Below are 24,715 nucleotides of genomic sequence, written 5' to 3' on the forward strand. Positions count from 1 at the left end.
GGGGCGTAAATGGGGAGCGAGGAGCTTCCCGATGTCGCGCCGCTCGTCCGCCCTGGTGTTCGCCGTCCTGTGGACGGGGGCTATGCCGTGGACGGCCCTTCCGGGCGATATCGGGCCGGCGGCCGCGCTGATCGTTCTGATCGCGCTGATCATTCTGGGCGTCCTCGCCGGCCTGATCTGCTACCGACTGTCGGGGCCGACCTGGGTCGACGCCGACACTCGCTCGTCTCGGACCGGCGAGGCCCAGCGGCCGTCCGGCTCGCCGGGTTGCGGTTTATCAAAGCTGACGCATTCGTAGCCCCGCATGCTTGTCCGGCACGGCCCCCGAGGGCCGCGGAGGCGTGGCACGCGTGGATCTGATCACGATCATCGAAACCTTGGGCGATGGCCCCGTGCTGGCGCTCGGCGGCGTCGCCGTCGGGGCGGCCTTCGGGTTCGCGGCGCAAAGGAGCCGCTTCTGCCTGCGCGCCGCGTCGATCGAGTTCTTTCACGGCCATGTCGGCCAGAAGGTCGCGATCTGGCTGATGGCCTTCGCCACCGCGGTGGTGTGGACGCAAGCCTTCATCCTGCTCGGCCTGCTGGATGTCTCCGAGGCGCGCCAGCTCGCCCAGCGCGGCAGCCTGTCGGGCGCCGTCGTCGGCGGCCTGATGTTCGGCGCCGGTATGATCATGACGCGCGGCTGCGCCAGCCGCCTGCTGGTGCTGTCGGCGACCGGAAACCTGCGGGCGCTGCTCTCCGGCCTGGTGATGGCCGTGACGGCGCAGTCGGCGTTCCGCGGGGCGTTGGCGCCGCTGCGCGAAATCATCACGGGCTGGTGGACCATCGACGGCGCCGGCGCCCGCGATCTGCTGGTGGTGCTAGGCCTCGGCCACGGGCACGCGCTTGCGGTCGGGCTGGTGTGGTGCGCGGCGGCGTATTTCTATGCGGTGAAAAGCAAGTTGCCGGCCGGCACCTGGTTCACGGCCTCGGGCGTCGGCGGCATGGTGGCGGTCGGCTGGCTGTTCACCTATGGGATCTCGCAGGCGAGCTTCGCGCCGACCCGGATCACCAGCATCACGTTCACGGGTCCGTCGGCCGACACGCTGATGTTCGTGCTCGACCAGTCGCGGATGATCTGGAACTTCGACATCGGCCTGGTGCCGGGCGTCTTTCTCGGCTCGCTCGCCGGCGCGCTGCTGTTCAAGGAGTTCGAGCTGCAGGGGTTTCGCGATGCGCTCGGCATGCGGCGCTACATCGTCGGCGCCGTGCTGATGGGCTTCGGCGGCATGCTGGCGGGCGGCTGCGCGGTCGGCGCCGGCGTGTCGGGCGGGGCCATCTTCGCCCTGACCGCCTGGGTGACGCTCGCCTGCATCTGGGCGGCCGCCGGCATCACGGATTTCCTGATGGACCGCGAGGCCCCGCTGCCGGCCGCCGAGCCGGCCTCCGGCCGGGCCGGGTGATCACTCCGCCGGCAGCAGCTCCAAAAGCTTGTCGAGGCGGGCCCAGAAAAACTCCTCGCCCGGATAGCCTTCGATGCGGCCGATCTCGGCGTCGCCGATCGTGAGCACGAAGGTCGGGGTGTAGCGGATCGGGCGGGTGAGCTTCAGGCTCGATGTCGGCACGTCCCGCTTCTCGATCTCGCGGATCGGCGCGCGGCGGGCCTCCGGCGTCTTGCCGTAGACCGGGCCGATGCGCGCATCCCACTCCCGGCAATAGGGGCAGCCGACCTCGCGGACGTACACCAGCGCGACCGCGGGCGCCGCCGTCGCCACGCCGGCGAACGGCATGGCGACGGCGCCGCCGGCGATCAGCAGGGCAGTCCGGCGGCTCACGGGTCGCGGGCTCGATTGTCGCTGCGTCATGGATGCACGATATCTTATATTTGCAAAGACGGCTGCGTTCGGGTCACCATACGCATCATACGACGAATGGCTGCGGGGCACACCCGCGGTGTGGGGGGACTGCGCATGACCTTGGAGGTCGGGCTCGCCGCGGCCGCGATGGCGGGCCTCTTGTCGTTCCTCAGTCCGTGCGTGCTGCCGCTGGTGCCGCCCTATCTCACTTGGCTGGCCGGCGCGTCGCTCGACGAGATCGCCGGCGACGCGCCCCGTCCCGGCACCACGGCCCGGGCGTTCTTGCGCGCGCTGTTCTTCGTGGCGGGCTTCTCGGCCGTGTTCGTCGCGCTCGGCGCCAGCGCCTCGCTGCTCGGCCGGCTGCTGGTCGATCATCTGGCGCTGTTGTCGCGAATCGCCGGTGTCGTCATCGTGGTGCTCGGGCTGCATTTCGTCGGGCTGTTGAGAATCCCGCTGCTCTATCGCGAGGCGCGGTTCGGCCTGGGTGGCCAGTCCGCGGGACTTTTGGGCGCCTTTGTGATGGGGCTCGCCTTCGCGTTCGGCTGGACGCCCTGCGTCGGCCCGGTGCTCGCCTCGATCCTGCTGATCGCCGGCACCGAGGATTCGGCCGGGCAGGGCGCAGCACTGCTCGCCGCCTACGCGGCCGGCATCGGCGTGCCGTTCCTGCTCGCCGCCCTGTTCGTGCGGCCGTTCCTCGGCTTCCTCGAGCGGTTCCGCCGCCATCTCGGGGCGATCGAGAAGGCCATCGGCGTGATGCTGATCGTCACCGGCGTGCTGGTCTTCACCGGCGCCATGGCCGATGTCGCCGGCTGGCTGCTCGACGCGGTGCCGGCGCTGGGGCGCATCGGATGAGGTCAGCCGTAGCGGAAGCGCAAAAGCTGCTCGAAGGCGCGCAGCTCGATGAGAAAGCGATGCAGCAGCTCGCCGTCGCCGGCCGCAACCGCCGCCGGCAGGCGGTCGAGCGAGGCGCGGGCGCCGTCGACCAGGCGGCGGAAATCCGGATCGGTCTTCACGGCCGCCGGCGCCTCGCCGTCGCAGCGAGCAAAGGCTGCATCGCTCGCCGCCGCAGCCGACGTGATCGCGGCGCGCAGGCTGCCGTCGCCGAGATCGGGGGCACGCGTGCGGTGCTGGTCGAGCGCCGCATAGATGTCGACGAGCTCGCCCACGCAGTCGGCCAGCACGCGCCGGCCGGCGGCGCGGCGGGCCGCGGCGAGATCGGCGGCGAGCGCCTCGGTCTCCTGGCCGGCAGCTTGGAGGTCGCCGTCGTCGACTGCCGCCAGCGCCGCTTTTGCGCGCGCCGCATAGGGCTGGCCGAGGGATTTCATCAGCCGCTCCAGCGCCAGCGCGGCGAGATCGGCATTGCCGGTGCGGATGTAGCCGGCGGCGAGCCGGCGGTCGGCCAGCACGGACTCGTCGGCGGCGGGGAGCGGCGTTTGTGCGAAGACCGGGCCGGCTGTCGCGATGAGCAACACCGTCATGATCAGCACCACGACGGTCCGCAGCCTCCGATCGTCCCCGCGAAGGCCGGGATCCTGGGGTCGGGACAAGGGCTGGATCCCCGCTTGCGCGAGGATGAGCGGCGTGCTGGTGCGAGACCGACGAAATTGCGGTAGCATTCGAAAAAAGCTCATGAGGGAAACGTCCATGCTGTCACGCCGTCTCTTGCTCGCCGCCGCTCTGGCGGGTTCGGGCCTCGCCGGCCGGCCGGGTTTTGCCGAGGAGCTGACGCTCGGCGAGGACGGGCTGCCGCATGTCGAGTGGTTCCTGCAGAGCCTGCTCGAGCTCGCCGACGACGTCACGCTTGCGGGCCAGAACGGCAAGCGCCTCGCCGTGATGTGGGAGCTGCGCGGCTGTCCCTATTGCCGCGAGACCCATGTCAAGAATCTCGGCGACCCGGCGATCAGCGGCTACATCCGCGAGCACTTCGAGGTGCTTCAGCTCAACATCACGGGCGCCCGCACCGTGGTCGACTTCGACGGCGAGAAGCTCACCGAGAAGGCGCTCGCCGACAAGTACGGCGTGCGCTTCACCCCGACCTTCCAGTTCTTCGGCGAAAGCGCCGACGCCATGAAGGCGAAAAAGCCGCGCGATCGCGAGGTGGCGCGGGCGCAGGGCTATCTCGAGCCGAAGCATTTTGTCGCACTCTTCCGCTTCGTCGCCGACAAGGCCTACGAGAAGGGCTCTCTGCGGGATTACCTGCGCACGCAAGGGGCGTGAAGACTGCGGCATCTCTCTTCTTCACCTCTCCCCGCAAGCGGGGAGAGGTGAAGAGGGTGCCGCGTGCGCCCGGAATGACGGCTCAGGCGGATCCGTCCCCTCACTTGTTCACCGGCGACTCCGGGTCGAGCAGGAACGCCACCGCGTCCTTGATCTGCTCGATGGTGAGGAACTTGTTGTGCCCGAAGCGCGGCATGTTCGAGCATGCGAACACGGCCTGGGCGTTGAACACCCGCTCGTAGACCTCCTTCTGGGCCTCGGCCGAGTTGCCCTTCAGCTTGCCGTAGCCCAGCAGGCTCGGGCCGAGCGTGCCGTAGCTGATCTCGGCCGGCGCGAGCTGGTGGCAGGCGTAGCAGTTGCCGCCGTTGGCGAGCTTGGGGTTGTCGCCCATGCGGCCGCCGAAGCCGGAGAGCGCGATCTTCTCGCCCTCCTTCCAGTTGCCCAGCAGCTTGCCGTCTCCCGGATAGACGACGGTCTTCTTCTCTCGCACCAGGATGGCGTCCGCATCGGCCTGCGGTGGCGTGTTGCGATATTGCGAGCACACCCGCATGGTGTCGTCCTGCGTCACGCGCGCCTGCATGTCGGGCGGCAGGCCCGCCCAGGCAGCGGCGACGGCCTGCTCAAGGCGGTCGCGGCCGATGCCGGGCGCGACCTCGCCGGGCTTCGCCCCGGCAACGGGCTTTTCGTCGGCGGCCGAGACCGGAGCCGACAGGAGGAGAGCCGCGACGAATGTCGCGTAAAAGATCCTGATCATCGGGGGTCCTCAGCGCTTGATGGAGGGTACTTCGATGGTGCCGCCCTCGGCCTTCTTGGTGAGATAGGCGGCGAGCGCGACGGTGACGTCGGAGGCGTAGCCGACATCCGGCATGCGCATCTGCCAGAAGCAGTCCCAGATGCGGTGTTGCATGGTCCGCAGCGACGCCTGCGACACCCGGTAGGTCGGCCACGAGCCCATGGTCGCCCGGGCGTTCTTGGGATTCTCGAAATAGGGCAGGGTCTGCAGGCGAATGCGCTGGCCCTCCTGGCCGTGACAGGTCTGGCAGGAGAAGTCGTTGACGCTGGAGCGCCGATAGAACAGCGCCTCGCCGAGCGCCACCATCTCGCGCTCCTTGGGGTGCTCCATCTTGGCCGCGTAGGGGAAGCCGTTCGATTTGTTGGAGACGTAGGCGACCAGCGCCTCGATCTCGGTCGCCGGATTGCCGCCCGACGAGGCGAACGGCTTCTTGCGGATCGGCGCCGTGTCGATGCCCTGGACCGTCTCCATGCACCACAGAATGCGCGATTCGGCGTCCATCACGCGGTCGACGTCGGCGAAATACCGCGGCATCTCCGCATAGGCGCCGTCGACCTTGCCGGGGCCCTTGCCGAGATCGCAGGTTTCGAGCGTGGCGTTCTTCGGCCCGCGCGCCGTCGTCCACAGCGTCTCGCCGGTGTCGACCGCGAGATAGCCCGGGTTCGACATCGGGTCCGAGATCATGGCCCGGTATTTTTCCAAGAGCTTGTCGGCATCTTCCTCGGCGGCAGCCGCCGGAGCGGGGGTTTGCGCGGCGGCGACCGACAGCGTCGCCGCGACAGACGCGACCGTGACGACGGCGCGCGCCAGGGTCTTCAGTCCTGGGATCATGTTTCCTCCGACCATGGGAACGCGCGGCGGCCGGCCATTGCCGGTCTTGTGAGGCGTCGCGCGCCTGATCAGCTTATATTCTCGAAGACGAATGAAAAGTGCTTTCTTCTCCTTTCGACGATAGTAGGAGGACAACTTGTCACGGTTCGCTGCGCTGCAGCAACAAATGCACTGTCGTTCGCCTTTTCGCCTATTGCGTCCTTTCGTCGGACCGGCTACTAGTTTCAAAAAAGTGAATGTATGGAGGACGCTGGTTCCGGCGGCGCTGAACGCGCCGGCTCCGGCATCGACGCAAACACCCAGGTACGGCGCGCCCGCGGGCTCCGCCGAGAGGAGAGGGTCTCGATGACGACGACTGTGAGCCGACGCGAGGCGTTCGCGCTGGGTGCCGGTGTGGTGGCGGTTCTGGCGCTCGGTGGCGCCGACAAGGCGTTCGCCAAGAACGATTCGGACGACCTGATCAAGGCGTTCACGGGCGGCAAGGCGCCGGTGAAGGGCAAGGTCAAGCTCGACCTGCCGGACATCGCCGAGAACGGCAACACGGTGCCGCTCGCCTTCACGGTCGAGAGCCCGATGACCGAGGCCTCTCACGTCACCGACGTGCTGATCGTCGCCGAAGGCAATCCGCGCGGCGGCCTCGCCACCTTCCACTTCTCCCCGCGCTCCGGCGTCGCCGAGGCGGCGACCCGCATCCGTCTCGCCGAGACCCAAAACGTGATCGCGATCGCCAAGATGAACGACGGCACGCTGTTCATGGACACGCGGCAGGTGAAGGTCACCATCGGCGGCTGCGGCGGCTGATCGCCCAAAAGTCTCAGAAAATCCAGGGGAGAGTGCCATGTCGACACCCGCGCCGCGGCCGCGCATCCGTCTCGACAAGAAGGAGGCCAAGAAGGGCGACCTCGTCGAGGTCAAGGCCCTGGTGGCCCACATCATGGAGTCGGGTCAGCGCAAGGACAAGGACGGCAACGTCATCCCGCGCAAGATCATCAACAAGTTCACCTGCGAGGTGAACGGCCAGCTCGTCTTCGCCGTCGATCTGGAGCCGGCCATCTCGGCCAATCCCTACCTGCAGTTCAAGTTCAAGGCCGAGGAGAGCGGCAAGGTCGTGCTCACCTGGGTCGACGACGACGGCACCAAGATCGTCGGCGAAGACACGATCACGGTGACCTGACGGCGGCGCAGCCGCCCCGGCACTGCAACGATCGGATATTTGGAAACGTCGGGCCGCCGGAGCCTTGCTCCGGCGCGGGAGGACGCGCGCCATGACGACGCGACGAGATCTGCTGCAGTTTTCCGCGGCGGCGGCCGCCGCATTCGCCGCCACGGGCCTCGGCACCGGCGGCTTGACGCGCGCCTTCGCGCAGCAGCGGGTGGGCGAGGCCGATCTGCTCGCTTTCGAGCCGCTCGGCAACGTGACGCTGGTGCATGTCACCGACATCCATGCCCAGCTCATGCCGGTCTATTTCCGCGAGCCGACCTTCAATCTCGGCGTCGGCGACGCCAAGGGCGTGCCGCCGCACGTCACCGGCAAGGCGCTGCTCGAGACCTACAAGATCCCGCCCGGCAGCCCGCTCGCCTATGCGCTCGCCGATATCGATTTCGAGGCGCTGGCGAAGAGCTATGGCCGGGTCGGCGGGCTCGACCGGGTCGCCACCGTCATCGAGTCGATCCGGGCCGCGCGCGGCGACCGCGTCGTGCTGCTCGACGGCGGCGACACCTGGCAGAACTCCTACACGTCGCTGGCCACCAAGGGCCAGGACATGGTCGACTGCATGGCGCTCCTGAAGCCCGACGCCATGACGGCCCACTGGGAGTTCACGCTCGGCGAGGAGCGCGTCAAGGAGATCGTCGAGAAGCTCGGCTTCCCGTTCCTGTGCCAGAACGTCCGCGAGAGCGAGTTCCAGGACGAGGTGTTCAAGCCCTCGACCATGATCGAGCGCGGTGGCGTCAAGATCGCCGTGATCGGTCAGGCGCTGCCCTACACGCCGATCGCCAATCCGCGCTGGATGATCCCGAACTGGACGTTCGGCATCCGCGAGAAGGAGCTGCAGGCCGAGGTCGACAAGGTGCGGGCCGCCGGCGCCGGCCTCGTGGTGCTGCTCTCCCACAACGGCTTCGACGTCGACCGCAAGCTGGCGAGCCGCGTGACCGGCATCGACGTGATCCTCACGGCGCACACCCACGACGCGCTGCCGGCGCCCGTCAAGGTCGGCAAAACGCTGCTGATCGCCTCGGGCAGCCACGGCAAGTTCGTCTCGCGGCTCGATCTCGACGTGCGAGACGGCACGGTGCGGGACTTCCGCTACCGGCTGATCCCGGTTCTGTCCGACGTGATCAAGCCGAACGCCGCTGTCGCCGCGACCATCGCCAAGCATCGCGCGCCGCATGAAAAGATGCTGGGCGAGGTGGTGGGCAAGACCGACACCACGCTGTACCGGCGCGGCAATTTCAACGGCACCCTCGACGACGTGATCTGCGACGCGCTCCTGGCCGAGCGCGATGCCGAGATCGCGCTGTCGCCGGGCTTCCGCTGGGGCCCGTCGTTGCTGCCGGGCCAAAGCATCACCCGCGAGGACGTCTACAACGCCACCGCGATGACGTATCCGGCGGCCTACCGCATGGCCATGACGGGCACGCGGCTCAAGGAGATCCTCGAGGACGTCGCCGACAACATCTTCAATCCGGACCCCTATCTGCAGCAGGGCGGCGACATGGTTCGGGTCGGCGGCCTCTCCTACACGATCGACATCGGCAAGCCGATCGGCAGCCGCATCGGCGACCTGACGCTGGCGCGCACCGGTGCGTCGCTCGCCCCCGACAAGGACTACACGGTCGCCGGCTGGGCGAGCGTCAACGAGGGCACCGAGGGCCCGGCCATCTGGGACGTGGTGTTCGACCATCTGAAGAAGAAACCGACCGTGGCGCCGACGGGCGCCTCGACGGTGAAGATTCTTGGAGCGTGAGGCCCTCTTCACCCTCCCCTGGAGGGGGAGGGTCGCCGACCGAAGGTCGGCGGGGTGGGGTGACAGCGGTGCCGGAGCGTGTGGCTTCACCCCACCCCGGAGCGCGCTGTCGCGCGCCCCGACCCTCCCCCTCCAGGAGAGGGTGAAGGCGAGGGTCATATGCGCCGGCAAGCAACGAACCGGAGAGCGTGAATGCTGAACAAGGACAAAGATCGGCCAGCCGACGTCTCGCGGCGGTCGCTCCTCGGCCGGGGCCTCGCGCTGGGCGGTGCTGCGGCGCTGGCCGGTGCCGGTGGTGCGAAAGCCGCCGAATCCGGCAACCCGCAGAACCTGCCGCCGAACGTGCCCGAGTGGTCGAAGACGCTGGGCGACGGTGTTGCGGTGCGGGCCTACGGCAAGCCGTCGAAGCACGAGGCGCACGTCATCCGGCGCGACGTCGAATGGCTCACCGCGTCGCGGGAGAGCTCGGTGTCGTTCACGCCGTTGCACGAGCTCGACGGCATCATCACGCCGAACGGCCTGTGCTTCGAGCGTCACCACTCCGGCATCGCCGAGCTCGATCCGCACGACTACCGGCTGATGATCCACGGCCTGGTCGACAAGCCGCTGATGTTCACGCTCGAGGATCTGGAGCGGCTGCCGCGGGTGAACCGCATCTACTTCGCCGAATGCGCCGCGAACTCCGGCATGGAGTGGCGCGGCGCCCAGATGAACGCCTGCCAGTTCACCCACGGCATGATCCACAACGTCATGTACACGGGCGTGCCGCTGAAGGTGCTGCTGGAGGAGGCGGGCCTCAAGACCAACGCCAAGTGGCTGCTGCTCGAAGGCGCCGACGCCGCCGCGATGACGCGCTCGCTGCCGCTGCAGAAGGCGCTCGACGACTGCGTGATCGCGTTCCGCATGAACGGCGAGCGGCTGCGCCCCGAGAACGGCTATCCGGTCCGCATCGTGGTGCCGGGCTGGGAAGCCAACATGTGGGTCAAGTGGTTGCGCCGCATCGAGGTCGGCGACGAGCCCTGGCACCATCGCGAGGAGACGTCGAAATACACGGACCTCCTGGAGAACGGCAAGGCGCGCCGCTTCACCTATGTGATGGACGCCAAGTCCGTGATCACCAATCCGAGCCCGCAGGCGCCGCTCAAGCATCGCAAGGGCATCACGATCGTCTCCGGCATCGCCTGGTCGGGCCGCGGCAAGATCGCCCGGGTCGACGTGACGCTCGACGGCGGCCGCAACTGGCGCACCGCGCGGCTGGACGGGCCGGTGCTCGACCGCTCGATGGCGCGCTTCTACGTGGAGTTCGACTGGGACGGCCGCGAGCTGTTCCTGCAGTCGCGCGCCATGGACGAGACCGGCTACGTGCAGCCGACCAAGGACGAGCTGCGCAAGGTGCGCGGCGTCAACTCCGTCTACCACAACAACGGCATCCAGACCTGGCGGGTGTCGCCCGAGGGCGAGGTGGAAAATGTCGAGATCGCGTGAGATCGCCGCTCTCCTCGCTGCGGTCCTGATCGGCACCGCGTCGGTCGCCGTGGCGCAGAGCGGCAAGCCCGCGGCGAAGGAGACGTCGGCGAAGCCGACCGCCAAGGACGCGCCGGCCAAGGATGCGGCCAAGCCGGCGCCGGCCGGTCCCGCGGCTGCGGCCGGGGCTGCCGCGGCGGCGGTTGCGACGGCGGCTGCTCCTGCAAAAGTTCATTTCGGCATCGGTCGCGAGGCGAAGCCGGACGAGATCGCCGGCTGGGACATCGACGTGCGCCCGGACGGACAGGGGTTGCCGCCCGGCAAAGGCACGGCCCGCAAGGGCGAGGAGCTGTTCGTCGCGCAATGCGCCGCCTGCCACGGCGAGTTCGGCGAGAGCGCCGGCCGTTGGCCGGTGCTGGCCGGCGGAGCCGGCTCGCTCGCCAGCCACGATCCGGTGAAGACCATCGGCTCGTACTGGCCTTACGCTTCGACCGTGATCGACTATGTGCGCCGCGCGATGCCGTTCGGCAACGCGCAGTCGCTGTCCGGCGACGAGCTGTATTCGATCGTCGCCTATCTGCTCTACCTGAACGACGTGATCACGGACCAGGACCAGGAGCTGTCGGACAAGACGTTCCCCACGGTGAAGCTCACCAACGAGGACAATTTCTTCGACGACGACCGCGAGGTCGCCGAGAAGTCCTTCTGGAAGAAGGAGCCGTGCATGAGCAATTGCGTGGCGGGCACGCCGAAGGTTCTCGGACGCGCGCGTGCCATCGACGTCACCCCCGAGGACGGCAAGGGGCCGCGGGTCGAATGACGCCGCGCCCTGCGCCCGCCGTGCTTGCAGCCGCTGCCGCGATCGCGGCGCTGGCGGTGGCTGCGGTCGCGGTCGCGGTGGCGGCCGACGGGGTCAAGGGCGATCGCGAGCTCGGCCAGTATCTCTCGTCGGAATGCGTCACCTGCCACCAGATCAGCGGGCGCTACGACGGCATCCCGCCGATCGTCGGCTGGCCGGAGGACAGTTTCGTCGAGATTCTCGACGAGTATCGCGCCAAGAAACGCGAGAACCAGGTGATGCGCAGCATCGCCGTGAAATTCTCGGACGAGGAGATCGCGGCGCTGGCCGCCTATTTCGGCAGCCTGAAGCCGAAGACGGATTGAGGGCGGGCTTCTTCACCTCCCCCTGGAGGGGGGAGGTCGCCGCGCGCAGCGCGGCGGGAGGGGGTGATCGGCGAAGCCGGCGTTTGCGGCTTCACCCCACCCCGGTGCGCGCTGTCGCGCGCCCCGACCCTCCCCCTCCAGGGGAGGGTGCAAACAGGCCGCGATTGAAGGGACGATCGGGCCATGAAACGAAAAGAGATTGGGAGGGACGACAGATGATTGCCATCACCCGACGGGGATTTTCCGCTGCGGCGCTCGCCGGCGCCGCGACGCTGGCGCTGCCGGCCGTGCTGCGCGCCCAGGCGAAGCCGCGCCTGGTCGTGATCGGCGGCGGGCCGGCCGGCGCCACCGTCGCCAAATACGTCGCCAAGGACTCCAATGGCGCCGTCGACGTCACGCTGGTCGAGCCGTTGCCGAAATTCGTCACCTGCTTCCACTCGAACCTCTATCTCGGCGGCTTCAAGCCCTGGGACGCGCTCGCCCAGGACTACAAGCTCGCCGGCTACGGGGTGAAGAAGGTGAACCAGATGGCGAGCGCCATCGACCGCGACAAGAAGGAGGTGCGGCTCGCCGACGGCACGGTGCTGCCCTACGACCGCCTCGTCGTCGCGCCCGGCATCGACATCGACTTCGCCTCGGTGCCCGGCTGGTCCGCGGAGGCGGCCGAGATCATGCCGCACGCCTGGAAGCCGGGCGCGCAGACCCAGCTCCTGAAGAAGCAGCTCGACGCCCTGCAGGACGGCGCCACCATCGTGATGATCGCGCCGCCGAACCCGTATCGCTGCCCGCCGGGGCCGTACGAGCGCGTCTCCTGCATGGCGCACATCCTCAAGACCAAGGGCCATTCGAAGTCGCGCATCGTGGTGATCGATCCCAAGGACCGCTTCTCCAAGATGGCGCTGTTCCAGGAGGGCTGGCAGAATCACTATCCGGGCATGGTCGAGTGGATGGACCCGAAGATGCACGGCGGCCTGAAGAACGTCGACCCCAAGGCCATGACGGTGACGACCGATCTCGAGACCATCAAGGCCGATCTGGTCAACGTCATCCCCAAGCAGATGGCCGGCAAGATCGCCCGCGACGCCGGCCTCGCCAATGCGTCCGGCTTCTGCCCGGTCGATCCGACCAACATGAAGTCCAGCCAGGATCCGAGCATCTTCGTGCTCGGCGACGCGGCGATCGCCGGCGCCATGCCGAAGTCGGCCTTCGCGGCCAACAGCCAGGCCAAGGTGGTGGCGATGGCGGCGCGCGGCGAGCTGACCGGGGCGCGCACCTTCCCGGCCCGTTACGCCAACACCTGCTGGTCGATCATCGCGCCCGACGACACCGTCAAGGTCGGCGGCCGCTACGAGGCCAAGGACGGCGCCATCGCCGAGGTCGAGGGTTTCGTCTCCAAGACCGGCGAGACGGCGGATGTCCGCCGCCAGACCAGCGAGGAGAACATGGGCTGGTACTCCGGCATCGTCGCCGACGTTTTTGCGTGAGCATGCTGGACAACGTCATGCGCGGGCTCGACCCGCGCATCCATCGAACGAGAAGAGCTTTTCATTCGGATGGATCGCCGGGTCGAGCCCGGCGATGACACCGAGTGAGGGGAGCACGCCTTGACCCGAAAAGCCCGCGCGACGAAGACAAGTGCCGTGATCGATCGACGCAGTTTCGTTCGCGGGACCCTGGCCGCCTCGCTCGCGGCTCCGGCCATGGCTGCGCCGGCCGTCGCGCAGGCGCGGCCGCGGGTGGTGGTGATCGGCGGCGGCGCGGGCGGTGCCACCGCGGCGAAGTATCTGGTCACGGGCGGGGCCGAGCTCGACGTCACCCTGATCGAGCAGAACCACAACTTCGTCACGCCGTTCACCTCGAACCTGTTCCTGGCCGGGCTGAAGCCCTACGAGCAGCTCGTCTTCGGCTACGACAACCTGATCGGCCGCGGGGTGCGGCCGGTGTTCGGCCGCGTCGTCGCGATCGAGCGGACGGCGCGCCGCGTCCGGCTCGAGGATGGCACGCTGGTTCCCTACGACCGGCTGGTGCTGTCGCCTGGCATCGATTTCCGCTGGGGCGACGTACCCGGCTGGTCGGAGGAGGCGGCGGAGCGCATGCCGCATGCGTGGCGCGGCGGCGACCAGATTCGTCTGCTCGAGCGACAGCTCCGCGCCGTGCCGGACGGCGGCGTGATCGTCATCATCGCGCCACCCAATCCCTATCGCTGCCCGCCGGCCCCCTACGAGCGCGCCTCGATGATGGCGTATGCCCTGAAGGCGCGCGGCGTCGGCGGTGCCCGCATCGTCATCCTCGACACCAAGGATCACTTCCCGATGCAGCCGCTGTTCGAGGACGGCTGGGACCGCCACTACACCGGGATGATCGAGTGGCAGGATCCGGGCGTGCACGGCGGCATCAAGGCGGTCGATCCCAAGGCCATGACGGTGACGACCGACCTGGAGACCCACAAGGCGGCGCTGGTCAACGTCATCCCGCCCCAGATCGCCGGAAAGCTCGGCCGCGACGCCGGCCTCACCGACGAGAGCGGCTTTTGCCCGGTCGACGCGTCGACGATGACGTCGCTCATCGACCCCGACATCCATGTGATCGGCGACGCGGCGATCGGCGGCGATTTCCCCAAATCCGGCTTCGCGGCCAACAACGAGGCCAAGAACACTGCGATGGTGATCCGCCACATGCTGCTCGGCGCACGCCTGCTGCCGGTGCGCTTCACCAATCACTGCTGGAGCACGATCGCGCCCGAGGATGCGATCAAGAACGGCGCCCGCTACGAGCCGCGCGACGGCAAGATCGTCATGCTCGATCCCTACACGTCGCAGCGCGACGAGAGCGCGGAGTTGCGCGCCAAGCAGGCGCACGAGGCGGCCGGCTGGTACCGCGGCATGACGACCGACATTTTCGGGTAGGGAGCGGCCGTCTTACCCCACATGGCTCGACCCGCGATACGGGGCCGGCGCCGCGGCGACGACCGCCCCCGATGTCGCTGCGCTCCGTCCGGGTTCCTGCGGCCGCGATCGCGAGCCGCCCTCAATCGTGGTGGTTGTTTCGCGAAGTGTCGCGGATCGCCAACAGCCCATCCTTGATGGCGTTGCGGATGCCTTCCTCGATCAGGGTGCGGGCGACGCCCGGCACGCTGGTGCCATGGGTGCCCTGGCGCACCAGGCGCTCCATAAAGCCGATCGTCGCCAGCGACAGCGTGATCGGAATCCGGTCGGTCTCGGCTTTCTCGGTGGCCATGAACGAAACGTTAACCCGGCCGGCGGGGTACGGAAAAGACTCATTTTCGACTCTTCAACGAATACCGATCGCGAGGCCGGCGACCTGCGGACGAGGGTGAACCGCCGCGGCAGGAGCCACACGAAACTCTCGGCCGGGCTCGTGGCCCCGGCCGGCGCCAGGCGCCCGGCATTGCGCGACCAGCGGCGGACGGCTACAGAGTCTTGAATATGTTCAAAGCCGGAACGACGGAGACCGAGATGGCCGGAAGCGTCAAGGAGATGATCGCGGCAGCCAACGCCGTGGTGCCGAAGATCACGCCGGACCAGGCGCGCGAGATGATGGCCGCCGGCGGCGTGCTGGTGGTCGACGTGCGCGACGCGCCCGAGGTGGAGAAGAGCGGCAAGGTGGCGGGTGCCGTGCACGTCTCGCGCGGCATGCTGGAGTTCCGCGCCGATCCCGAGTCGCCCTATCACGACAAGGCGTTCGACAAGAGCAAGCCCGTGATCCTCTACTGCGCCTCCGGCGGCCGCTCGGCGCTGGCCGGCAAGGTGCTGAAGGATTTCGGCTACGCCCGCGTCTTCAATCTCGGCGCGTTCAAAGACTGGGCCGACAGCGGCGGCGCCGTGGAGACGCCGATCGAGCAGGGGATGTGAGGGGCAGGACGAACGGCCGGATTTGGTCTCACCCGTAGCGCCGCTTCGCCTCGATGGTGAGGCCGAGGCCGACGGCGCCGAAGCGGTCGCCGTCGATCACGGCGGCGTCGGGCAGCACGCTGCGCACCGCGGCGCGCACGCTCGGCACCAGGCTGCCGCCGCCGGTGAAGAACACCGCGTCGATGTTTTCGGGCACCAGGCCGGCCGTGGCGATGCAGCCGTGCACCGTCGCCTTCAGCCGATCGGCGAGCGGGGCGGTCGCCTGCTCCAGCATGGGGCGGGTCGCCGGCGGCGTCAGGCCGGCTTCCAGCCAGTCGAGCGGGATGCTGGTCTCGCTCTGGTCCGACAGCGCGATCTTGCCGCGCTCCACCTCGATCAGCACCGAGTGGCCGCGCCGCATCTCGATCAGATGGATCAGCCGGTCGAGCAGCTCCGGTTTTTGGGCGTCGCGCCGCACCAGCTTCAGCTCCGGCACCACCTTCTTGTCGTAGAGCCGGTTGACGGTCGCCCAGGTGGCGAGATCGAAATAGGGCCCCGACGGCACCTCGATATCGCCGCGCGTCATCAGGGTGCGGAAGCCGAGCGCCGGCGTCACGGCGGCGAGCGCCAGGGCGCGGTCGTAGTCGGTGCCGCCGAGCCGGGTGCCGCCGCTGGCGAGAATGTCGCTGGCGCGGTCGTCGCGATCGCGGCGCGCCGGGCCGAGCCGCACCACCGAAAAGTCCGAGGTGCCGCCGCCGACATCGGCGACCAGCGCCAGCGTCTCAGCCGCGATGCCGCGCTCGTACTCGAAGGCGGCCGCCACCGGCTCGTACTGGAACGACACCTCGCGAAAGCCGGCCTGGCGGGCGATCTCGACGAGGGTCGCCTCGGCGCGGGCGTCGGCCGCCGGGTCGGCGTCGACGAAGTGGACCGGGCGGCCGTGCACGACGCGGTCGAGCACGCAGCCGGCCTGCGCCTCGGCGCGGTGCTTGAGCGCCTCGACATAGCGCCGCACGATCTCCTGGAAGGTGATGCGCCGGCGAAAGACGTGGGTCTTCTCGTCGATCAGGGCGGTGCCGAGGATCGACTTCAGCGAGCGCATGAAGCGGCCCGAGACGCCGTCCACATAGGCCGCGACGGCGTCGCGGCCGATCACGAAGGCATGGTCGTGGTCGAGGCCGAAGAACACGGCGCTCGGCACCGTGGTGCTGCCGTGGTCGAGCGCCAGCAGCGCCGGCGCGCCGTCCGTCACCACGCCGAGCGTCGAGTTGGAGGTGCCGAAGTCGAGCCCGCAGGCGCGATGCGGGGTTTTCGCTGAAGGCTTCATGCCGGCTCCGGACAAAGGACTCGGTCATTCCGGGGCGCGGGCCGCAGGCCCGCGAGCCCGGAATCCATACGCACGGACAGGGGGTATGGATTCTGGGCTCGCCGCTGCGCGGCGCCCCGGAATGACGGAGGAACGAGTCCGGGTGCGGACTCGCGACAGCTTTGGATCGGTCAGACGATCCGAGGGCCGGGTTGGATAGTCGATGTCGGCCGCGGCAGCAACCCGGGGCGAGGACACGCTCAGAACAGCGAGCCCTGGTCGGGCGCGCCCTTGGGTTTTTGGGCGCGGCGTGGCGGGGTGGCTGGCTTTGCCGCCGGCTTCGCCGGTGCGGGCAAGGGCGCGGTTGAGTCCGCCGCGGGCGTCAGCCGTGCCAGCAGGTCGGGCGAATCGTTTGCCGTGCGGTTGACGGCGGTCGACACCTCCCAGGCCTCCAGGAGCCCGTCCGGGGCCGGCGCGATCAGGGCCGAGGCCGTGAGGGCGTCGACATGGTCGGCGTCGAGCCACAGGTCGAACCCCTCGGGCGGCACGATCACGGGCATGCGGTCGTGGATCGGCGCGAGCGTGTGGTTGGCCCGGGTGGTGACGATGCAGACGGTCTCCATCTCCTCGCCGTTCGGCCCCATCCAGGCCTCCCACAGGCCCGCGAAGGCGAGCGCGCCGCCGCCCCGTTTCCGGATGAAGAACGGCCGCTTGGATCCCTTGGGCCCCTCGGGCCCGGTGGGGCCGCCGGTCGCCTGCCACTCGAAGAAGCCGTCGGCCGGCAGCAGGCAGCGCCGCCGCTTCATGGCGTTGCGGAACGCCGGCTTGTCGCAGACCGACTCGCCCCGCGCGTTGATCAGCAGCGAGAAGCCGCGCGGGTCCTTCACCCAGGCCGGGATCAGGCCCCAGCGCAGCAGCGCGAACTGGCGGACGCCGTCGGCCAGCCGCACCACCGGGACCGGCTGGGTCGGCGCCACGTTGTGGCGCGGCGGGAAGTTCGGCTGCTCACCGTAACGGAATAGGGCCCTAATCGCTTCGGGCGAGGATGTGATGGCGTAGCGACCGCACATGGCTCGATTGCCGTTCCCTTGTGCAACTTTTAATGCGCCCTTAACCGGCCCAGCCGACAGTTTTCTGAAAAGCACGCGCACTTGTCATCGATGAACCCGCAACCCAGACCATCATCGGCCGACCTGCGCGCTCAGGCCCTCGATCCGGCCGTGCTGGCGCGCGCCAACATCAATCCGCTGACCCGGCTCGCGACCGATTATCTCAACCACTACAACGAAGTCATCATGCTGCTCGAGATGCTCGAGTCATGCCCGGAGTTCACCGAGGACATTCTCGGCTGGGAGCCGCGCGGCTACGTCGAGTATTTCGCGCGATCGACCTTCAAGGACCGCGAGCTGGCGCGGGCGGCCTGGGACTTCGCCGACCCGGCGTCCCGCAGCGAGCTCGAGGCCGTGATCGACCACATGAACGCCATCCTGGCCGCGACGCTCGACGCCCTGCGGCACGACCTGTCGCCGACCGCCTGCGCCAAGCTCGGCACCGAGGCGTCGGGCTGGCTGAAGCCGCTGGTGGCCAAGGCCGGCTCGGTGATCAACGGCGAGCACATCATGCCGGCCACCACGTCCGACGAGACGGGCCGCCAGGCGATGGTCGACGCCGTGTTCGAGCGCGGCGCGTGAGCGGGCGTCGCGCGTGAGCGAGGCCCGCACCTATCCGACCCGCCCGTTCCTGGCCGTCAGCGCGGCGGTGTTCCGGGCCGGCCGTGTCCTGCTGGTGCGGCGCGCCAAGGCGCCGTCGACGGGGCCATGGACGCTGCCGGGCGGCGCCGTCGAGACGGGCGAGACGCTGCACGAGGCGGTGCTGCGCGAGGTTTTCGAGGAGACGGCCCTGCGGGTGGCGCCGGCCGGCCTCGCCGGGCACCGCGAGGTGATCCTGCACGACGCCGAGGGGCGGGTGGAGCGCCATTTCGTCGTGCTGGCCTTCGCGGCGCGCTGGCTCGCCGGCGAGCCGGTCCTCGACGCCGAGCACGCCGCCTTCGCCTGGCACCCACCCGACGCGGTCGCCGGCCTCGACACCACCGAGGGGCTGGCCGAGATCGTCGCGGCCGCCCAGGCCCTGGTGGGGGAGGGGTAGCGCTTCGCCTGCGTCGTCGCCGGGCTCGACCCGGCGACCCATCTCGTCGAAAAGTCCTTGTTCGAAGATGGATACGCGGGTCGAGGCCATCGTATGACGACCACAGTGTCCGAGCCCGTCCCGCCTTGCCCCGGACGCGATTGCGTCGCACATAGGGGCACCCAACCCTGTGAAACGCCTCGATGATCCGCGCCGTCTCCGTTCCCGTCCTCGCCCTCCTGGTCGCGTTCGCGCTGGTGGCGCCGCGTCCGGCCTCCGCCCAGCAGACGATCCCGTTCGACGGCGATCTGCGGCGGCTCTCGGAAATCCTCGGCGCGCTGCATTACCTGCGGGAGATTTGCGGGGCCGGCGAGGGCCAGAAATGGCGCGTCGAGATGCAGCAGCTCGTCGATGCCGAGGCGCCGAGCGGGGCGCGGCGCTCGCAGATGATCGCCAGCTTCAACCGCGGCTACCGGCTCTATCAGCAGAGCTATCGAAGCTGCACGCCGGCCGCCGACACGGCGATCCGCCGCTACCTCCAGGAGGGCTCCAAGATCGCCCGCGAGGTCACGGCCCGCTACGCCAACTGACGGTCCGTCGACTACCGTCGTACCGGTTAACCTTTCCTAAAGGATTGGCTGGTCCGCCCGAATCCTTCTGGTAAGAAACATCGAGACGAGACGACGGTTTGGGCGCGGGGATCGGGTGAGTCGCGGCATGTCGATGGCAACGGAAGAGGCCCACGATCCGATATCGGATCAGGATCAGAAGCGGGCGGCGCTCGGCGTCATCAAGGAGGCGTGGGCCGAAGGCTGGGCCGACGGCATCGACGGCGACTGCCTGGCGCAGGCCTCGCTGTTCTGCGCCCTGACCGAGCTGGTCTCCACCTATGGCGAGGACGCCACCGCGCGCTTCGCCGAAGGCCTGTCCCGCCGCATCTCCTCCGGCGAATTCTCCATCGTCCTGGCGCGCCAGTAGGACGTTTCGGCCGCCGGTGGCCCCACGGGCCTTGAGCCGGGCTCGCGCGCGCCCTACCTTTCGGGCTGACCCTGGTCCGAAAGAATCATGCAGGCAGCGCCTCTCCCCGACCGCGCCATCGTCCATGTCTCCGGCGACGATGGCCGCCACTTCCTCAACGGCCTGGTGACGGCAAATGTCGCGACCATGGGTCCGGCGACGCCGCGCTTCGCTGCGCTGCTCACCCCGCAGGGCAAGATCGTCGTCGATTTCCTGATCGTCGAGATCCCGGCCCAAGACGGCCCGGCCCAAACCGGCGGCGGCTTCCTGCTCGATGTCCCGGCCGCGCTCGCCGACGGGCTCGTCACCAAGCTGAAATTCTACAAGCTCCGCGCCAAGGTTTCGGTCGAGGACCGCTCCTCGGCGCTCGCCGTGCTGGCCCTGTGGGGCGAGGGGGCGGATCCGGCGGCGACGGAGCCGGCCGCGATCGACGGCCTGGTGTTTCGCGATCCGCGGCTCCCGGCGCTCGGCTTCCGCGCCATCGTGCCGGCCGGCAGCATCGCGGCGGTGGCCGAAAAGCTCGGTGCGACGCTGACCGATGCGTCCGCCTGGGAGGCGCACCGTATCGCCCTCGGGATCCCGCGCGGCGGCGTCGACTTCGCCTATGGCGACGCCTTCCCGCACGAGACCGACATGGACCAGCTCGCCGGCATCGACTTCAAGAAGGGCTGCTATGTCGGCCAGGAGGTGGTGTCGCGCATGCAGCATCGCGGCAGCGCGCGCACCCGCGTGGTGCCGGTGACGTTCGACGGCTTCGCGCCGCCGCCCGGCATGCCGGTCATGGCGGGCGAGATTGCGGTCGGCGCCATGGGCTCGGCCGTGCCCGGGCGCGGGCTTGCGGCGCTGCGGCTCGACCGCGTCGGCGAGGCGATGGTCGCCGGCACGCCGCTCGTCGCCGGCGGCATCACGCTCGTGCCCGAAAAACCCGGCTGGGCGGGCTTCGCCTGGCCGGGCGACACGGCCGCAAAGGCGCCGTGATGACGGCGGTGCTGCATCCCGACGGGCTGAAGCGCTGCGCCTGGCCGCAGCAGGACTCGCTCTACGTCGCCTATCACGACACCGAATGGGGCGTGCCGGAGCACGACGACCGCGCCCTCTTCGAGAAGCTGGTGCTGGACGGTTTTCAGGCCGGGCTGTCGTGGATCACCATCCTGCGCAAGCGCGAGAATTTTCGCGCCGCGTTCGATGGCTTCGATCCCGAGACGATCGCCCGCTACGACGCCGAAAAGGTCGCGGCTTTGATGCAGGACGCCGGCATCGTGCGCAACCGCGCCAAGATCGAGGGCGCCGTCGCCTCGGCGCGCGCCTGGCTCGACGTGATGGAGAAGGGGCCGGGCTTCTCGGCGTTGCTGTGGGGCTTTGTCGACGGCCGGCCACAGGTGAACCGTTTCCGCGCCGTCGGCGAGGTGCCGGCCGAGACGCCGGTGTCGCGGGCGATGTCGAAGGAACTGTCCGCGCGCGGCTTCAAGTTTTGTGGGCCGACCATCGTCTACGCCTTCATGCAGGCGGTCGGCATGGTCAACGACCATCTGGTGACGTGCCACCGCCATGCCGCGCTCGCCGGCGGTCCGCCCAGGCCCGTCAAGGCGCCGAAGACCGCTCGGCCGGCGAAGCCGGGGACGTCTGTCCGCCCGGCCGGCAAGCCGCCCAGCAAGAAGACCTGACGATGCCAGCCAAGCCCAAACCTGCTCCAAAACCCGTGCCGACGCCAGTCCCCGAGGGGCCGCGCGCCTGGCAGCGCATGCTGTCGGGCCGGCGGCTCGACCTCTTGGATCCCTCGCCTCTCGACGTCGAGATCGAGGACATCGCCCACGGGCTCGCGCGGGTCGCGCGCTGGAACGGCCAGACGAACGGCGAGCACATCTTTTCGGTCGCCCAGCACACGCTCCTGGTCGAGGAGGTCGCGCGCCGCCGCTGCGGCGCCGTCGACCGAAGGCTCGGCCTCGCCTTGATGCTGCACGACGCCCCCGAATACGTGATCGGCGACATGATCTCGCCGTTCAAGGCCGTGATGGGTGGCGCCTACAAGGCCGTGGAGGCGCGTCTGCTGGCCGCCATCCATCTGCGCTTCGGCCTGCCGCCGACGCTGCCCGACGAGGCGGTGCGTATCGTCAAGGAGGCCGACCGCGGCGCCGCCTACCTGGAGGCGACGCGGCTCGCCGGCTTCGCCGAACCGGAAGCGCGAAAATTCTTCGGCGCGCCGCCCGGGCTGCCGGCCCGCGTCGAAAAGGATTTCTTGCGCCCCTGGCCGGCCGGCGAGGCGGAACGGCGCTTCAAGGAGCGCTTCGCCAAGCTCGACGCGGGGTGAGCCGATTCAGATGACGTCATTCCGGGGCGCGGGCCGTAGGCCCGCGAGCCCGGAATCCATATCCACAGACCGGGGTTATGGATTCCGAACAGCCGACCTTTGGTCGGCTTCCGGAATGACGACGGCACGCCACTTGCACGAAGCCGCCACATCGCGGCGCTATAGCCGAGCGAAAGACGAGGACTGAAAGATGATTCACGTCTGCTCGCTGCAGCGCCTGGCCGAGACCGTGGAGGCGACCGGCGCCCGAAGGGTGGTCACGCTGATCGACATCGGCACGCCGGTGACGCGGCCGGGCAGCATCGCAGCCGAGCACCACCTGCATCTCGAAATCCACGACATCTGCTTTCCGAGCGAAGGCTGCATCCACCCGCAGCAGCACCATGTCGAGCGGCTGATCGGTTTTGTGCGCGAATGGGACCAGGCGGCGCCCCTGGTGGTGCATTGCTATGCCGGCATCAGCCGCTCCAGCGCCGCCGCCTATGTTGCCGCCTGCATGGTGCATCCCGATCGCGACGAGCGCGCCATCGCACAGGCGCTGCGCACCGCCTCGGCGACCGCCTGTCCGAACCGCCTGATCGTGTCGTTGGCCGATCGCCTGCTCGGCCGCGAGGGGCGGATGGTCAAAGCGGTGGACTCGATCGCGCCGCACATCCCGTGCCTGTCCGCGGCGCCGTTCCGCCTCGCCGTCGACTGAGCCGGGAGAGAAACACGATCGGCGCGGAGGTCCGCGGGAGATCGTCGTTCCCGCCGCAGCGCTGCGTCAGATGGTGCGCGGCGCGCGAGAGAATTTGCCACCCTCCGGGGCGCGGCGGCGACACGTCTGTTCTCGTGGCGACGCTGTGGCGGCGCGATCGCCCCAAACTGCAGTCAAGAAAATCATTCCATTGGCGGCGTCTTTGCGCCGCGTACTAGGAGTCCTGTCCCGCTTCAACGTGAGCACAGGACATGAAATCCCCGAAAATCCTTGCCGCCCTTCTCCTCGCCGCTCTCGCGCTCGCGCCCATGCGGGCCGTCGCCGCCGAGCCCGAGGAGGTGGCGGTCGGCTACACCTATATCGTGCCGGCGAGCCTGATCCTGAAGCAGAAGGGATGGCTCGAGCAGGAGCTCGGCGCGCGCGGCATCAAGGTGAAGTGGGTGCTGTCGCTCGGCAGCAACAAGACCATCGAGTTCCTGCGCGGCAAGAGCATCGACTTCGGCCCGTCCAGCAACGCCTCGGCGTTCCTGGCGCGCGCCAACGGCACGCCGACCAAGCTGATCTACTGGACCGAGCGCAAGAACGGCGCGCCCATCCTGGTGCGCGAGGATTCGCCCTATCGATCGATCGCCGATCTCAAGGGCAAGAAGATCGCGGCGACGCCGGGCACCGGCCCCTATATCGGCCTGATCGCTGCCCTGCAGACGCACGGCCTCTCCAAGGACGACGTGCAGATCGTGTCGCTGCAGCATCCGGAAGGGCGCCTCGCGCTCGCCTCCGGACGGGTCGAGGCGTGGGCCGGGCTCGAGCCCGACTGGTCGATCGCCGAGCTCAAGAACAAGGCGCGCGTGCTGTTCATCGACGAGACCCTGCCGGGCGGCGGCGTCTACAATGTCCGCGAGGAGTTCGCCAAGAAATATCCCGAGATCGTCTCGCTGGTCGTGGCCAACATCGATCGCGCCCGCCGCTACGCCGACGAGCACCAGGACGAGGCGATCGATGTCTTCGCGGAAGGGTCCAAGCTCGACCGCGACGTCGCCCGCAGCGCGCTGCTGCGCAGCGCCACCGACCGTCCCGCCGTGACGGCGGATGACGCCGACGGGCTGATCGTGTGGGGCCGGCTGTTCAAGAGCATCGGCGCCATCGCGCCCGACACCGACATCGACAAGGTCGCGCGCGACACCCTCGATCCGTCCTTCACGGCTGCGCCCGTGAAGAGCCACAGCCACTGAGGGCCGCCGTGACCGACATCGTCACCGACGCCGGCGCCTCGCTCGCGGCAGGCCGCGGGCGAGGCGGGTTTCGGCTCCGTCTGCCCCGCGGCGTGCTGCCCCACGGCTGGCGCGCCCTCGCGCTGCCGCTGGCCGTGCTCGCCGCCTGGCAGGCGGTGGGTGCGCTCGGCTGGACCGACGCGACCCTGCTGCCGACGCCGCTCGCCGTGCTGGGCGAGCTCGTGCGCCTCGCAACGTCGGGCGAGCTTCTGTCCAATCTCGCGGTGTCGTTCCGCCGGGTGATGCTGGGCTTTGCGGCCGGCACGCTGGTCGCCACCGCGCTGGGCGCGCTGACCGGCTACTCGCTGCAGTGGCGCGCCTATCTGGATCCGAGCGTGCACGCGCTGCGCACCATTCCGGGCCTCGCCTGGATCCCGATGTTCATCCTCTGGCTCGGCATCGACGAGGGCTCGAAGATCGCCCTGATCGCGCTCGCCAACTTCTTCCCGACCTATCTGAACTTCATGTCGGGCATCGCCCGGGTCGACCGCAAGCTGATCGAGGTCGGCCGCGTCAACGGGCTCGCCGGCGCCCGCCTGGTCGGCACCATCCTGCTGCCCTACAGCCTGCCGTTCCTGTTCGTCGGTCTGCGCCAGTCGATGGGCGTCGCCTGGCTGGTGGTGGTCGGCGCCGAGCTGATGGGGGCGTCGAGCGGCATCGGCTACATGCTGATGGACGGCGAGATGACGGGCCGGCCGCATCTGGTGATGGCCTGCATGATCGTCTTCGCGCTCAGCGGCAAGTCGACCGACATGATCCTGGCCGCGATCTCGCGCCGCGTGCTGCGCTGGCAGGACACGGTGGAGAAGGATTGATGCACACTCGGCTGATCAGTTCACCGTCATTCCGGGGCGCCGCGCAGCGGCGAGCCCGG

At 69.1% G+C, this 24,715-nt stretch carries 30 protein-coding genes; 23 read left to right on the forward strand and 7 right to left on the reverse strand.

Going from position 1 to position 24,715, the window contains the following annotated elements; genetic code table 11:
• Window positions 1–31: 31 nt before the first annotated feature.
• Together HXX10_RS03855 and HXX10_RS03860 are read left to right on the forward strand one after the other, a co-directional pair.
• A complete protein-coding gene (locus tag HXX10_RS03855) occupies window positions 32–298 on the forward strand; it encodes a hypothetical protein (protein WP_296520207.1) in 267 nt (88 codons plus the stop codon).
• Between the two features lie 52 nt (window positions 299–350).
• Window positions 351–1,439, forward strand: coding sequence for a YeeE/YedE family protein (locus HXX10_RS03860; RefSeq protein ID WP_296520208.1), 1,089 nt, complete (start codon window positions 351–353; stop codon window positions 1,437–1,439).
• On the opposite strand, the gene HXX10_RS03865 is transcribed toward HXX10_RS03860, so the two are convergent.
• Window positions 1,440–1,811, reverse strand: coding sequence for a thioredoxin family protein (locus HXX10_RS03865; RefSeq protein ID WP_296520209.1), 372 nt, complete (start codon window positions 1,809–1,811; stop codon window positions 1,440–1,442).
• A gap of 135 nt (window positions 1,812–1,946) precedes the next feature.
• Between HXX10_RS03865 and HXX10_RS03870 the strand changes: the two genes are divergently transcribed.
• Window positions 1,947–2,684, forward strand: a complete 738-nt coding sequence (locus HXX10_RS03870) for a cytochrome c biogenesis protein CcdA (protein WP_296520210.1) — start codon at window positions 1,947–1,949, stop codon at window positions 2,682–2,684.
• A 2-nt stretch (window positions 2,685–2,686) separates the two neighbouring features.
• Here the strand turns inward: HXX10_RS03870 and HXX10_RS03875 are convergent, their stop codons facing one another.
• Entirely contained in the window at window positions 2,687–3,310 is a 624-nt protein-coding gene (locus HXX10_RS03875; RefSeq protein ID WP_296520211.1) for a hypothetical protein, read from the reverse strand.
• Window positions 3,311–3,476: 166 nt separating this feature from the next.
• Here HXX10_RS03875 and HXX10_RS03880 point away from each other — a divergent pair, with 166 nt between their 5' ends.
• Window positions 3,477–4,049 (forward strand): thioredoxin family protein, encoded by a 573-nt coding sequence (locus tag HXX10_RS03880; RefSeq protein WP_296520212.1) that lies wholly within the window; start codon window positions 3,477–3,479, stop codon window positions 4,047–4,049.
• A 100-nt stretch (window positions 4,050–4,149) separates the two neighbouring features.
• On the opposite strand, the gene soxX is transcribed toward HXX10_RS03880, so the two are convergent.
• Both soxX and soxA read right to left on the reverse strand, forming a co-directional pair.
• Window positions 4,150–4,803 (reverse strand): sulfur oxidation c-type cytochrome SoxX, encoded by a 654-nt coding sequence (soxX, locus tag HXX10_RS03885; RefSeq protein WP_296520213.1) that lies wholly within the window; start codon window positions 4,801–4,803, stop codon window positions 4,150–4,152.
• A gap of 9 nt (window positions 4,804–4,812) precedes the next feature.
• The gene (soxA, locus tag HXX10_RS03890; protein ID WP_296520214.1) at window positions 4,813–5,673 is read right to left on the reverse strand and encodes a sulfur oxidation c-type cytochrome SoxA; all 861 of its coding nucleotides are present in this window, start codon (window positions 5,671–5,673) and stop codon (window positions 4,813–4,815) included.
• A gap of 345 nt (window positions 5,674–6,018) precedes the next feature.
• Between soxA and soxY the strand changes: the two genes are divergently transcribed.
• The 8 genes from soxY to HXX10_RS03930 all read left to right on the forward strand — a co-directional run bounded on the left by soxY (window position 6,019) and on the right by HXX10_RS03930 (window position 14,173).
• Complete coding sequence (soxY, locus tag HXX10_RS03895; protein ID WP_296520215.1) at window positions 6,019–6,474, forward strand: thiosulfate oxidation carrier protein SoxY; 456 nt, start codon at window positions 6,019–6,021, stop codon at window positions 6,472–6,474.
• 37 nt (window positions 6,475–6,511) lie between these two features.
• On the forward strand, window positions 6,512–6,847 hold the full coding sequence (gene soxZ / locus HXX10_RS03900; protein ID WP_296520216.1) for a thiosulfate oxidation carrier complex protein SoxZ: 336 nt from the start codon (window positions 6,512–6,514) through the stop codon (window positions 6,845–6,847).
• Window positions 6,848–6,938: 91 nt separating this feature from the next.
• Window positions 6,939–8,639 carry a thiosulfohydrolase SoxB gene (soxB, locus tag HXX10_RS03905; protein ID WP_296520217.1) on the forward strand — a complete coding sequence of 567 codons (1,701 nt, stop codon included), beginning with the start codon at window positions 6,939–6,941 and terminating at the stop codon, window positions 8,637–8,639.
• 192 nt (window positions 8,640–8,831) lie between these two features.
• Window positions 8,832–10,124 carry a sulfite dehydrogenase gene (soxC, locus tag HXX10_RS03910; RefSeq protein ID WP_296520218.1) on the forward strand — a complete coding sequence of 431 codons (1,293 nt, stop codon included), beginning with the start codon at window positions 8,832–8,834 and terminating at the stop codon, window positions 10,122–10,124.
• Complete coding sequence (locus HXX10_RS03915; protein WP_296520219.1) at window positions 10,108–10,923, forward strand: cytochrome c; 816 nt, start codon at window positions 10,108–10,110, stop codon at window positions 10,921–10,923. Before soxC ends, HXX10_RS03915 begins: the two co-directional genes overlap by 17 nt.
• Window positions 10,920–11,267, forward strand: coding sequence for a c-type cytochrome (locus HXX10_RS03920; RefSeq protein WP_296520220.1), 348 nt, complete (start codon window positions 10,920–10,922; stop codon window positions 11,265–11,267). The genes HXX10_RS03915 and HXX10_RS03920 overlap by 4 nt, the downstream gene beginning before the upstream one ends.
• Window positions 11,268–11,485: 218 nt before the next feature.
• Complete coding sequence (locus HXX10_RS03925; RefSeq protein WP_296520330.1) at window positions 11,486–12,751, forward strand: NAD(P)/FAD-dependent oxidoreductase; 1,266 nt, start codon at window positions 11,486–11,488, stop codon at window positions 12,749–12,751.
• Window positions 12,752–12,967: 216 nt separating this feature from the next.
• Window positions 12,968–14,173: an NAD(P)/FAD-dependent oxidoreductase gene (locus tag HXX10_RS03930; protein ID WP_296520331.1), complete on the forward strand. Its 1,206-nt coding sequence runs from the start codon at window positions 12,968–12,970 to the stop codon at window positions 14,171–14,173.
• 121 nt (window positions 14,174–14,294) lie between these two features.
• Here HXX10_RS03930 and HXX10_RS03935 read toward each other — a convergent pair whose 3' ends face one another.
• Entirely contained in the window at window positions 14,295–14,504 is a 210-nt protein-coding gene (locus tag HXX10_RS03935) for a hypothetical protein (RefSeq protein WP_296520221.1), read from the reverse strand.
• 239 nt (window positions 14,505–14,743) lie between these two features.
• Here HXX10_RS03935 and HXX10_RS03940 point away from each other — a divergent pair, with 239 nt between their 5' ends.
• On the forward strand, window positions 14,744–15,139 hold the full coding sequence (locus HXX10_RS03940; RefSeq protein WP_296520222.1) for a rhodanese-like domain-containing protein: 396 nt from the start codon (window positions 14,744–14,746) through the stop codon (window positions 15,137–15,139).
• A 28-nt stretch (window positions 15,140–15,167) separates the two neighbouring features.
• Here the strand turns inward: HXX10_RS03940 and HXX10_RS03945 are convergent, their stop codons facing one another.
• Window positions 15,168–16,445 (reverse strand): Hsp70 family protein, encoded by a 1,278-nt coding sequence (locus tag HXX10_RS03945; RefSeq protein ID WP_296520223.1) that lies wholly within the window; start codon window positions 16,443–16,445, stop codon window positions 15,168–15,170.
• Window positions 16,446–16,684: 239 nt separating this feature from the next.
• Window positions 16,685–17,494: an SOS response-associated peptidase gene (locus tag HXX10_RS03950; protein ID WP_296520224.1), complete on the reverse strand. Its 810-nt coding sequence runs from the start codon at window positions 17,492–17,494 to the stop codon at window positions 16,685–16,687.
• 90 nt (window positions 17,495–17,584) lie between these two features.
• On the opposite strand from HXX10_RS03950, the gene HXX10_RS03955 reads away from it, so the two are divergent.
• The 10 genes from HXX10_RS03955 to HXX10_RS04000 all read left to right on the forward strand — a co-directional run bounded on the left by HXX10_RS03955 (window position 17,585) and on the right by HXX10_RS04000 (window position 24,656).
• Window positions 17,585–18,115 carry a hypothetical protein gene (locus tag HXX10_RS03955; RefSeq protein WP_296520225.1) on the forward strand — a complete coding sequence of 177 codons (531 nt, stop codon included), beginning with the start codon at window positions 17,585–17,587 and terminating at the stop codon, window positions 18,113–18,115.
• Window positions 18,116–18,128: 13 nt separating this feature from the next.
• Window positions 18,129–18,569 carry an NUDIX hydrolase gene (locus HXX10_RS03960; protein ID WP_296520226.1) on the forward strand — a complete coding sequence of 147 codons (441 nt, stop codon included), beginning with the start codon at window positions 18,129–18,131 and terminating at the stop codon, window positions 18,567–18,569.
• A gap of 182 nt (window positions 18,570–18,751) precedes the next feature.
• Window positions 18,752–19,138 (forward strand): TIGR02301 family protein, encoded by a 387-nt coding sequence (locus HXX10_RS03965; RefSeq protein WP_296520227.1) that lies wholly within the window; start codon window positions 18,752–18,754, stop codon window positions 19,136–19,138.
• A 127-nt stretch (window positions 19,139–19,265) separates the two neighbouring features.
• Window positions 19,266–19,526: a hypothetical protein gene (locus HXX10_RS03970; protein ID WP_296520228.1), complete on the forward strand. Its 261-nt coding sequence runs from the start codon at window positions 19,266–19,268 to the stop codon at window positions 19,524–19,526.
• Between the two features lie 87 nt (window positions 19,527–19,613).
• Window positions 19,614–20,543 (forward strand): folate-binding protein, encoded by a 930-nt coding sequence (locus HXX10_RS03975; protein WP_296520229.1) that lies wholly within the window; start codon window positions 19,614–19,616, stop codon window positions 20,541–20,543.
• Complete coding sequence (locus HXX10_RS03980; protein WP_296520230.1) at window positions 20,543–21,229, forward strand: DNA-3-methyladenine glycosylase I; 687 nt, start codon at window positions 20,543–20,545, stop codon at window positions 21,227–21,229. The genes HXX10_RS03975 and HXX10_RS03980 overlap by 1 nt, the downstream gene beginning before the upstream one ends.
• 2 nt (window positions 21,230–21,231) lie before the next feature.
• A complete protein-coding gene (locus tag HXX10_RS03985) occupies window positions 21,232–21,873 on the forward strand; it encodes an HD family hydrolase (protein WP_296520231.1) in 642 nt (213 codons plus the stop codon).
• A 190-nt stretch (window positions 21,874–22,063) separates the two neighbouring features.
• Window positions 22,064–22,570: a protein-tyrosine phosphatase family protein gene (locus tag HXX10_RS03990; protein ID WP_296520232.1), complete on the forward strand. Its 507-nt coding sequence runs from the start codon at window positions 22,064–22,066 to the stop codon at window positions 22,568–22,570.
• Window positions 22,571–22,821: 251 nt separating this feature from the next.
• A complete protein-coding gene (locus HXX10_RS03995; RefSeq protein WP_296520233.1) occupies window positions 22,822–23,802 on the forward strand; it encodes an aliphatic sulfonate ABC transporter substrate-binding protein in 981 nt (326 codons plus the stop codon).
• A gap of 8 nt (window positions 23,803–23,810) precedes the next feature.
• Window positions 23,811–24,656, forward strand: a complete 846-nt coding sequence (locus HXX10_RS04000; RefSeq protein WP_296520234.1) for an ABC transporter permease — start codon at window positions 23,811–23,813, stop codon at window positions 24,654–24,656.
• Window positions 24,657–24,715: the final 59 nt, after the last annotated feature.

Source organism: Rhodoplanes sp. (genome assembly GCF_013377085.1).
GTDB lineage: Bacteria > Pseudomonadota > Alphaproteobacteria > Rhizobiales > Xanthobacteraceae > Rhodoplanes.

Coding starts and splice junctions, on each gene's coding strand:
- HXX10_RS03980 (WP_296520230.1), top strand. CDS start 20,543: ATGACGGCGGTGCTGCATCCCGACGGGCTGAAGCGCTGCGCCTGGCCG.
- HXX10_RS03990 (WP_296520232.1), top strand. CDS start 22,064: ATGATTCACGTCTGCTCGCTGCAGCGCCTGGCCGAGACCGTGGAGGCG.
- HXX10_RS03870 (WP_296520210.1), top strand. CDS start 1,947: ATGACCTTGGAGGTCGGGCTCGCCGCGGCCGCGATGGCGGGCCTCTTG.
- soxX (WP_296520213.1), bottom strand. CDS start 4,803: ATGATCAGGATCTTTTACGCGACATTCGTCGCGGCTCTCCTCCTGTCG.
- soxY (WP_296520215.1), top strand. CDS start 6,019: ATGACGACGACTGTGAGCCGACGCGAGGCGTTCGCGCTGGGTGCCGGT.
- HXX10_RS03935 (WP_296520221.1), bottom strand. CDS start 14,504: ATGGCCACCGAGAAAGCCGAGACCGACCGGATTCCGATCACGCTGTCG.
- soxC (WP_296520218.1), top strand. CDS start 8,832: ATGCTGAACAAGGACAAAGATCGGCCAGCCGACGTCTCGCGGCGGTCG.
- HXX10_RS03875 (WP_296520211.1), bottom strand. CDS start 3,310: ATGACGGTGTTGCTCATCGCGACAGCCGGCCCGGTCTTCGCACAAACG.
- HXX10_RS03965 (WP_296520227.1), top strand. CDS start 18,752: ATGATCCGCGCCGTCTCCGTTCCCGTCCTCGCCCTCCTGGTCGCGTTC.
- HXX10_RS03995 (WP_296520233.1), top strand. CDS start 22,822: ATGAAATCCCCGAAAATCCTTGCCGCCCTTCTCCTCGCCGCTCTCGCG.
- soxZ (WP_296520216.1), top strand. CDS start 6,512: ATGTCGACACCCGCGCCGCGGCCGCGCATCCGTCTCGACAAGAAGGAG.
- HXX10_RS03920 (WP_296520220.1), top strand. CDS start 10,920: ATGACGCCGCGCCCTGCGCCCGCCGTGCTTGCAGCCGCTGCCGCGATC.
- HXX10_RS03970 (WP_296520228.1), top strand. CDS start 19,266: ATGTCGATGGCAACGGAAGAGGCCCACGATCCGATATCGGATCAGGAT.
- HXX10_RS03955 (WP_296520225.1), top strand. CDS start 17,585: ATGAACCCGCAACCCAGACCATCATCGGCCGACCTGCGCGCTCAGGCC.
- HXX10_RS03985 (WP_296520231.1), top strand. CDS start 21,232: ATGCCAGCCAAGCCCAAACCTGCTCCAAAACCCGTGCCGACGCCAGTC.
- HXX10_RS03915 (WP_296520219.1), top strand. CDS start 10,108: ATGTCGAGATCGCGTGAGATCGCCGCTCTCCTCGCTGCGGTCCTGATC.
- HXX10_RS03945 (WP_296520223.1), bottom strand. CDS start 16,445: ATGAAGCCTTCAGCGAAAACCCCGCATCGCGCCTGCGGGCTCGACTTC.
- HXX10_RS03975 (WP_296520229.1), top strand. CDS start 19,614: ATGCAGGCAGCGCCTCTCCCCGACCGCGCCATCGTCCATGTCTCCGGC.
- HXX10_RS03940 (WP_296520222.1), top strand. CDS start 14,744: ATGGCCGGAAGCGTCAAGGAGATGATCGCGGCAGCCAACGCCGTGGTG.
- soxB (WP_296520217.1), top strand. CDS start 6,939: ATGACGACGCGACGAGATCTGCTGCAGTTTTCCGCGGCGGCGGCCGCC.
- HXX10_RS03855 (WP_296520207.1), top strand. CDS start 32: ATGTCGCGCCGCTCGTCCGCCCTGGTGTTCGCCGTCCTGTGGACGGGG.
- HXX10_RS03950 (WP_296520224.1), bottom strand. CDS start 17,494: ATGTGCGGTCGCTACGCCATCACATCCTCGCCCGAAGCGATTAGGGCC.
- soxA (WP_296520214.1), bottom strand. CDS start 5,673: ATGATCCCAGGACTGAAGACCCTGGCGCGCGCCGTCGTCACGGTCGCG.
- HXX10_RS03880 (WP_296520212.1), top strand. CDS start 3,477: ATGCTGTCACGCCGTCTCTTGCTCGCCGCCGCTCTGGCGGGTTCGGGC.
- HXX10_RS03930 (WP_296520331.1), top strand. CDS start 12,968: ATGGCTGCGCCGGCCGTCGCGCAGGCGCGGCCGCGGGTGGTGGTGATC.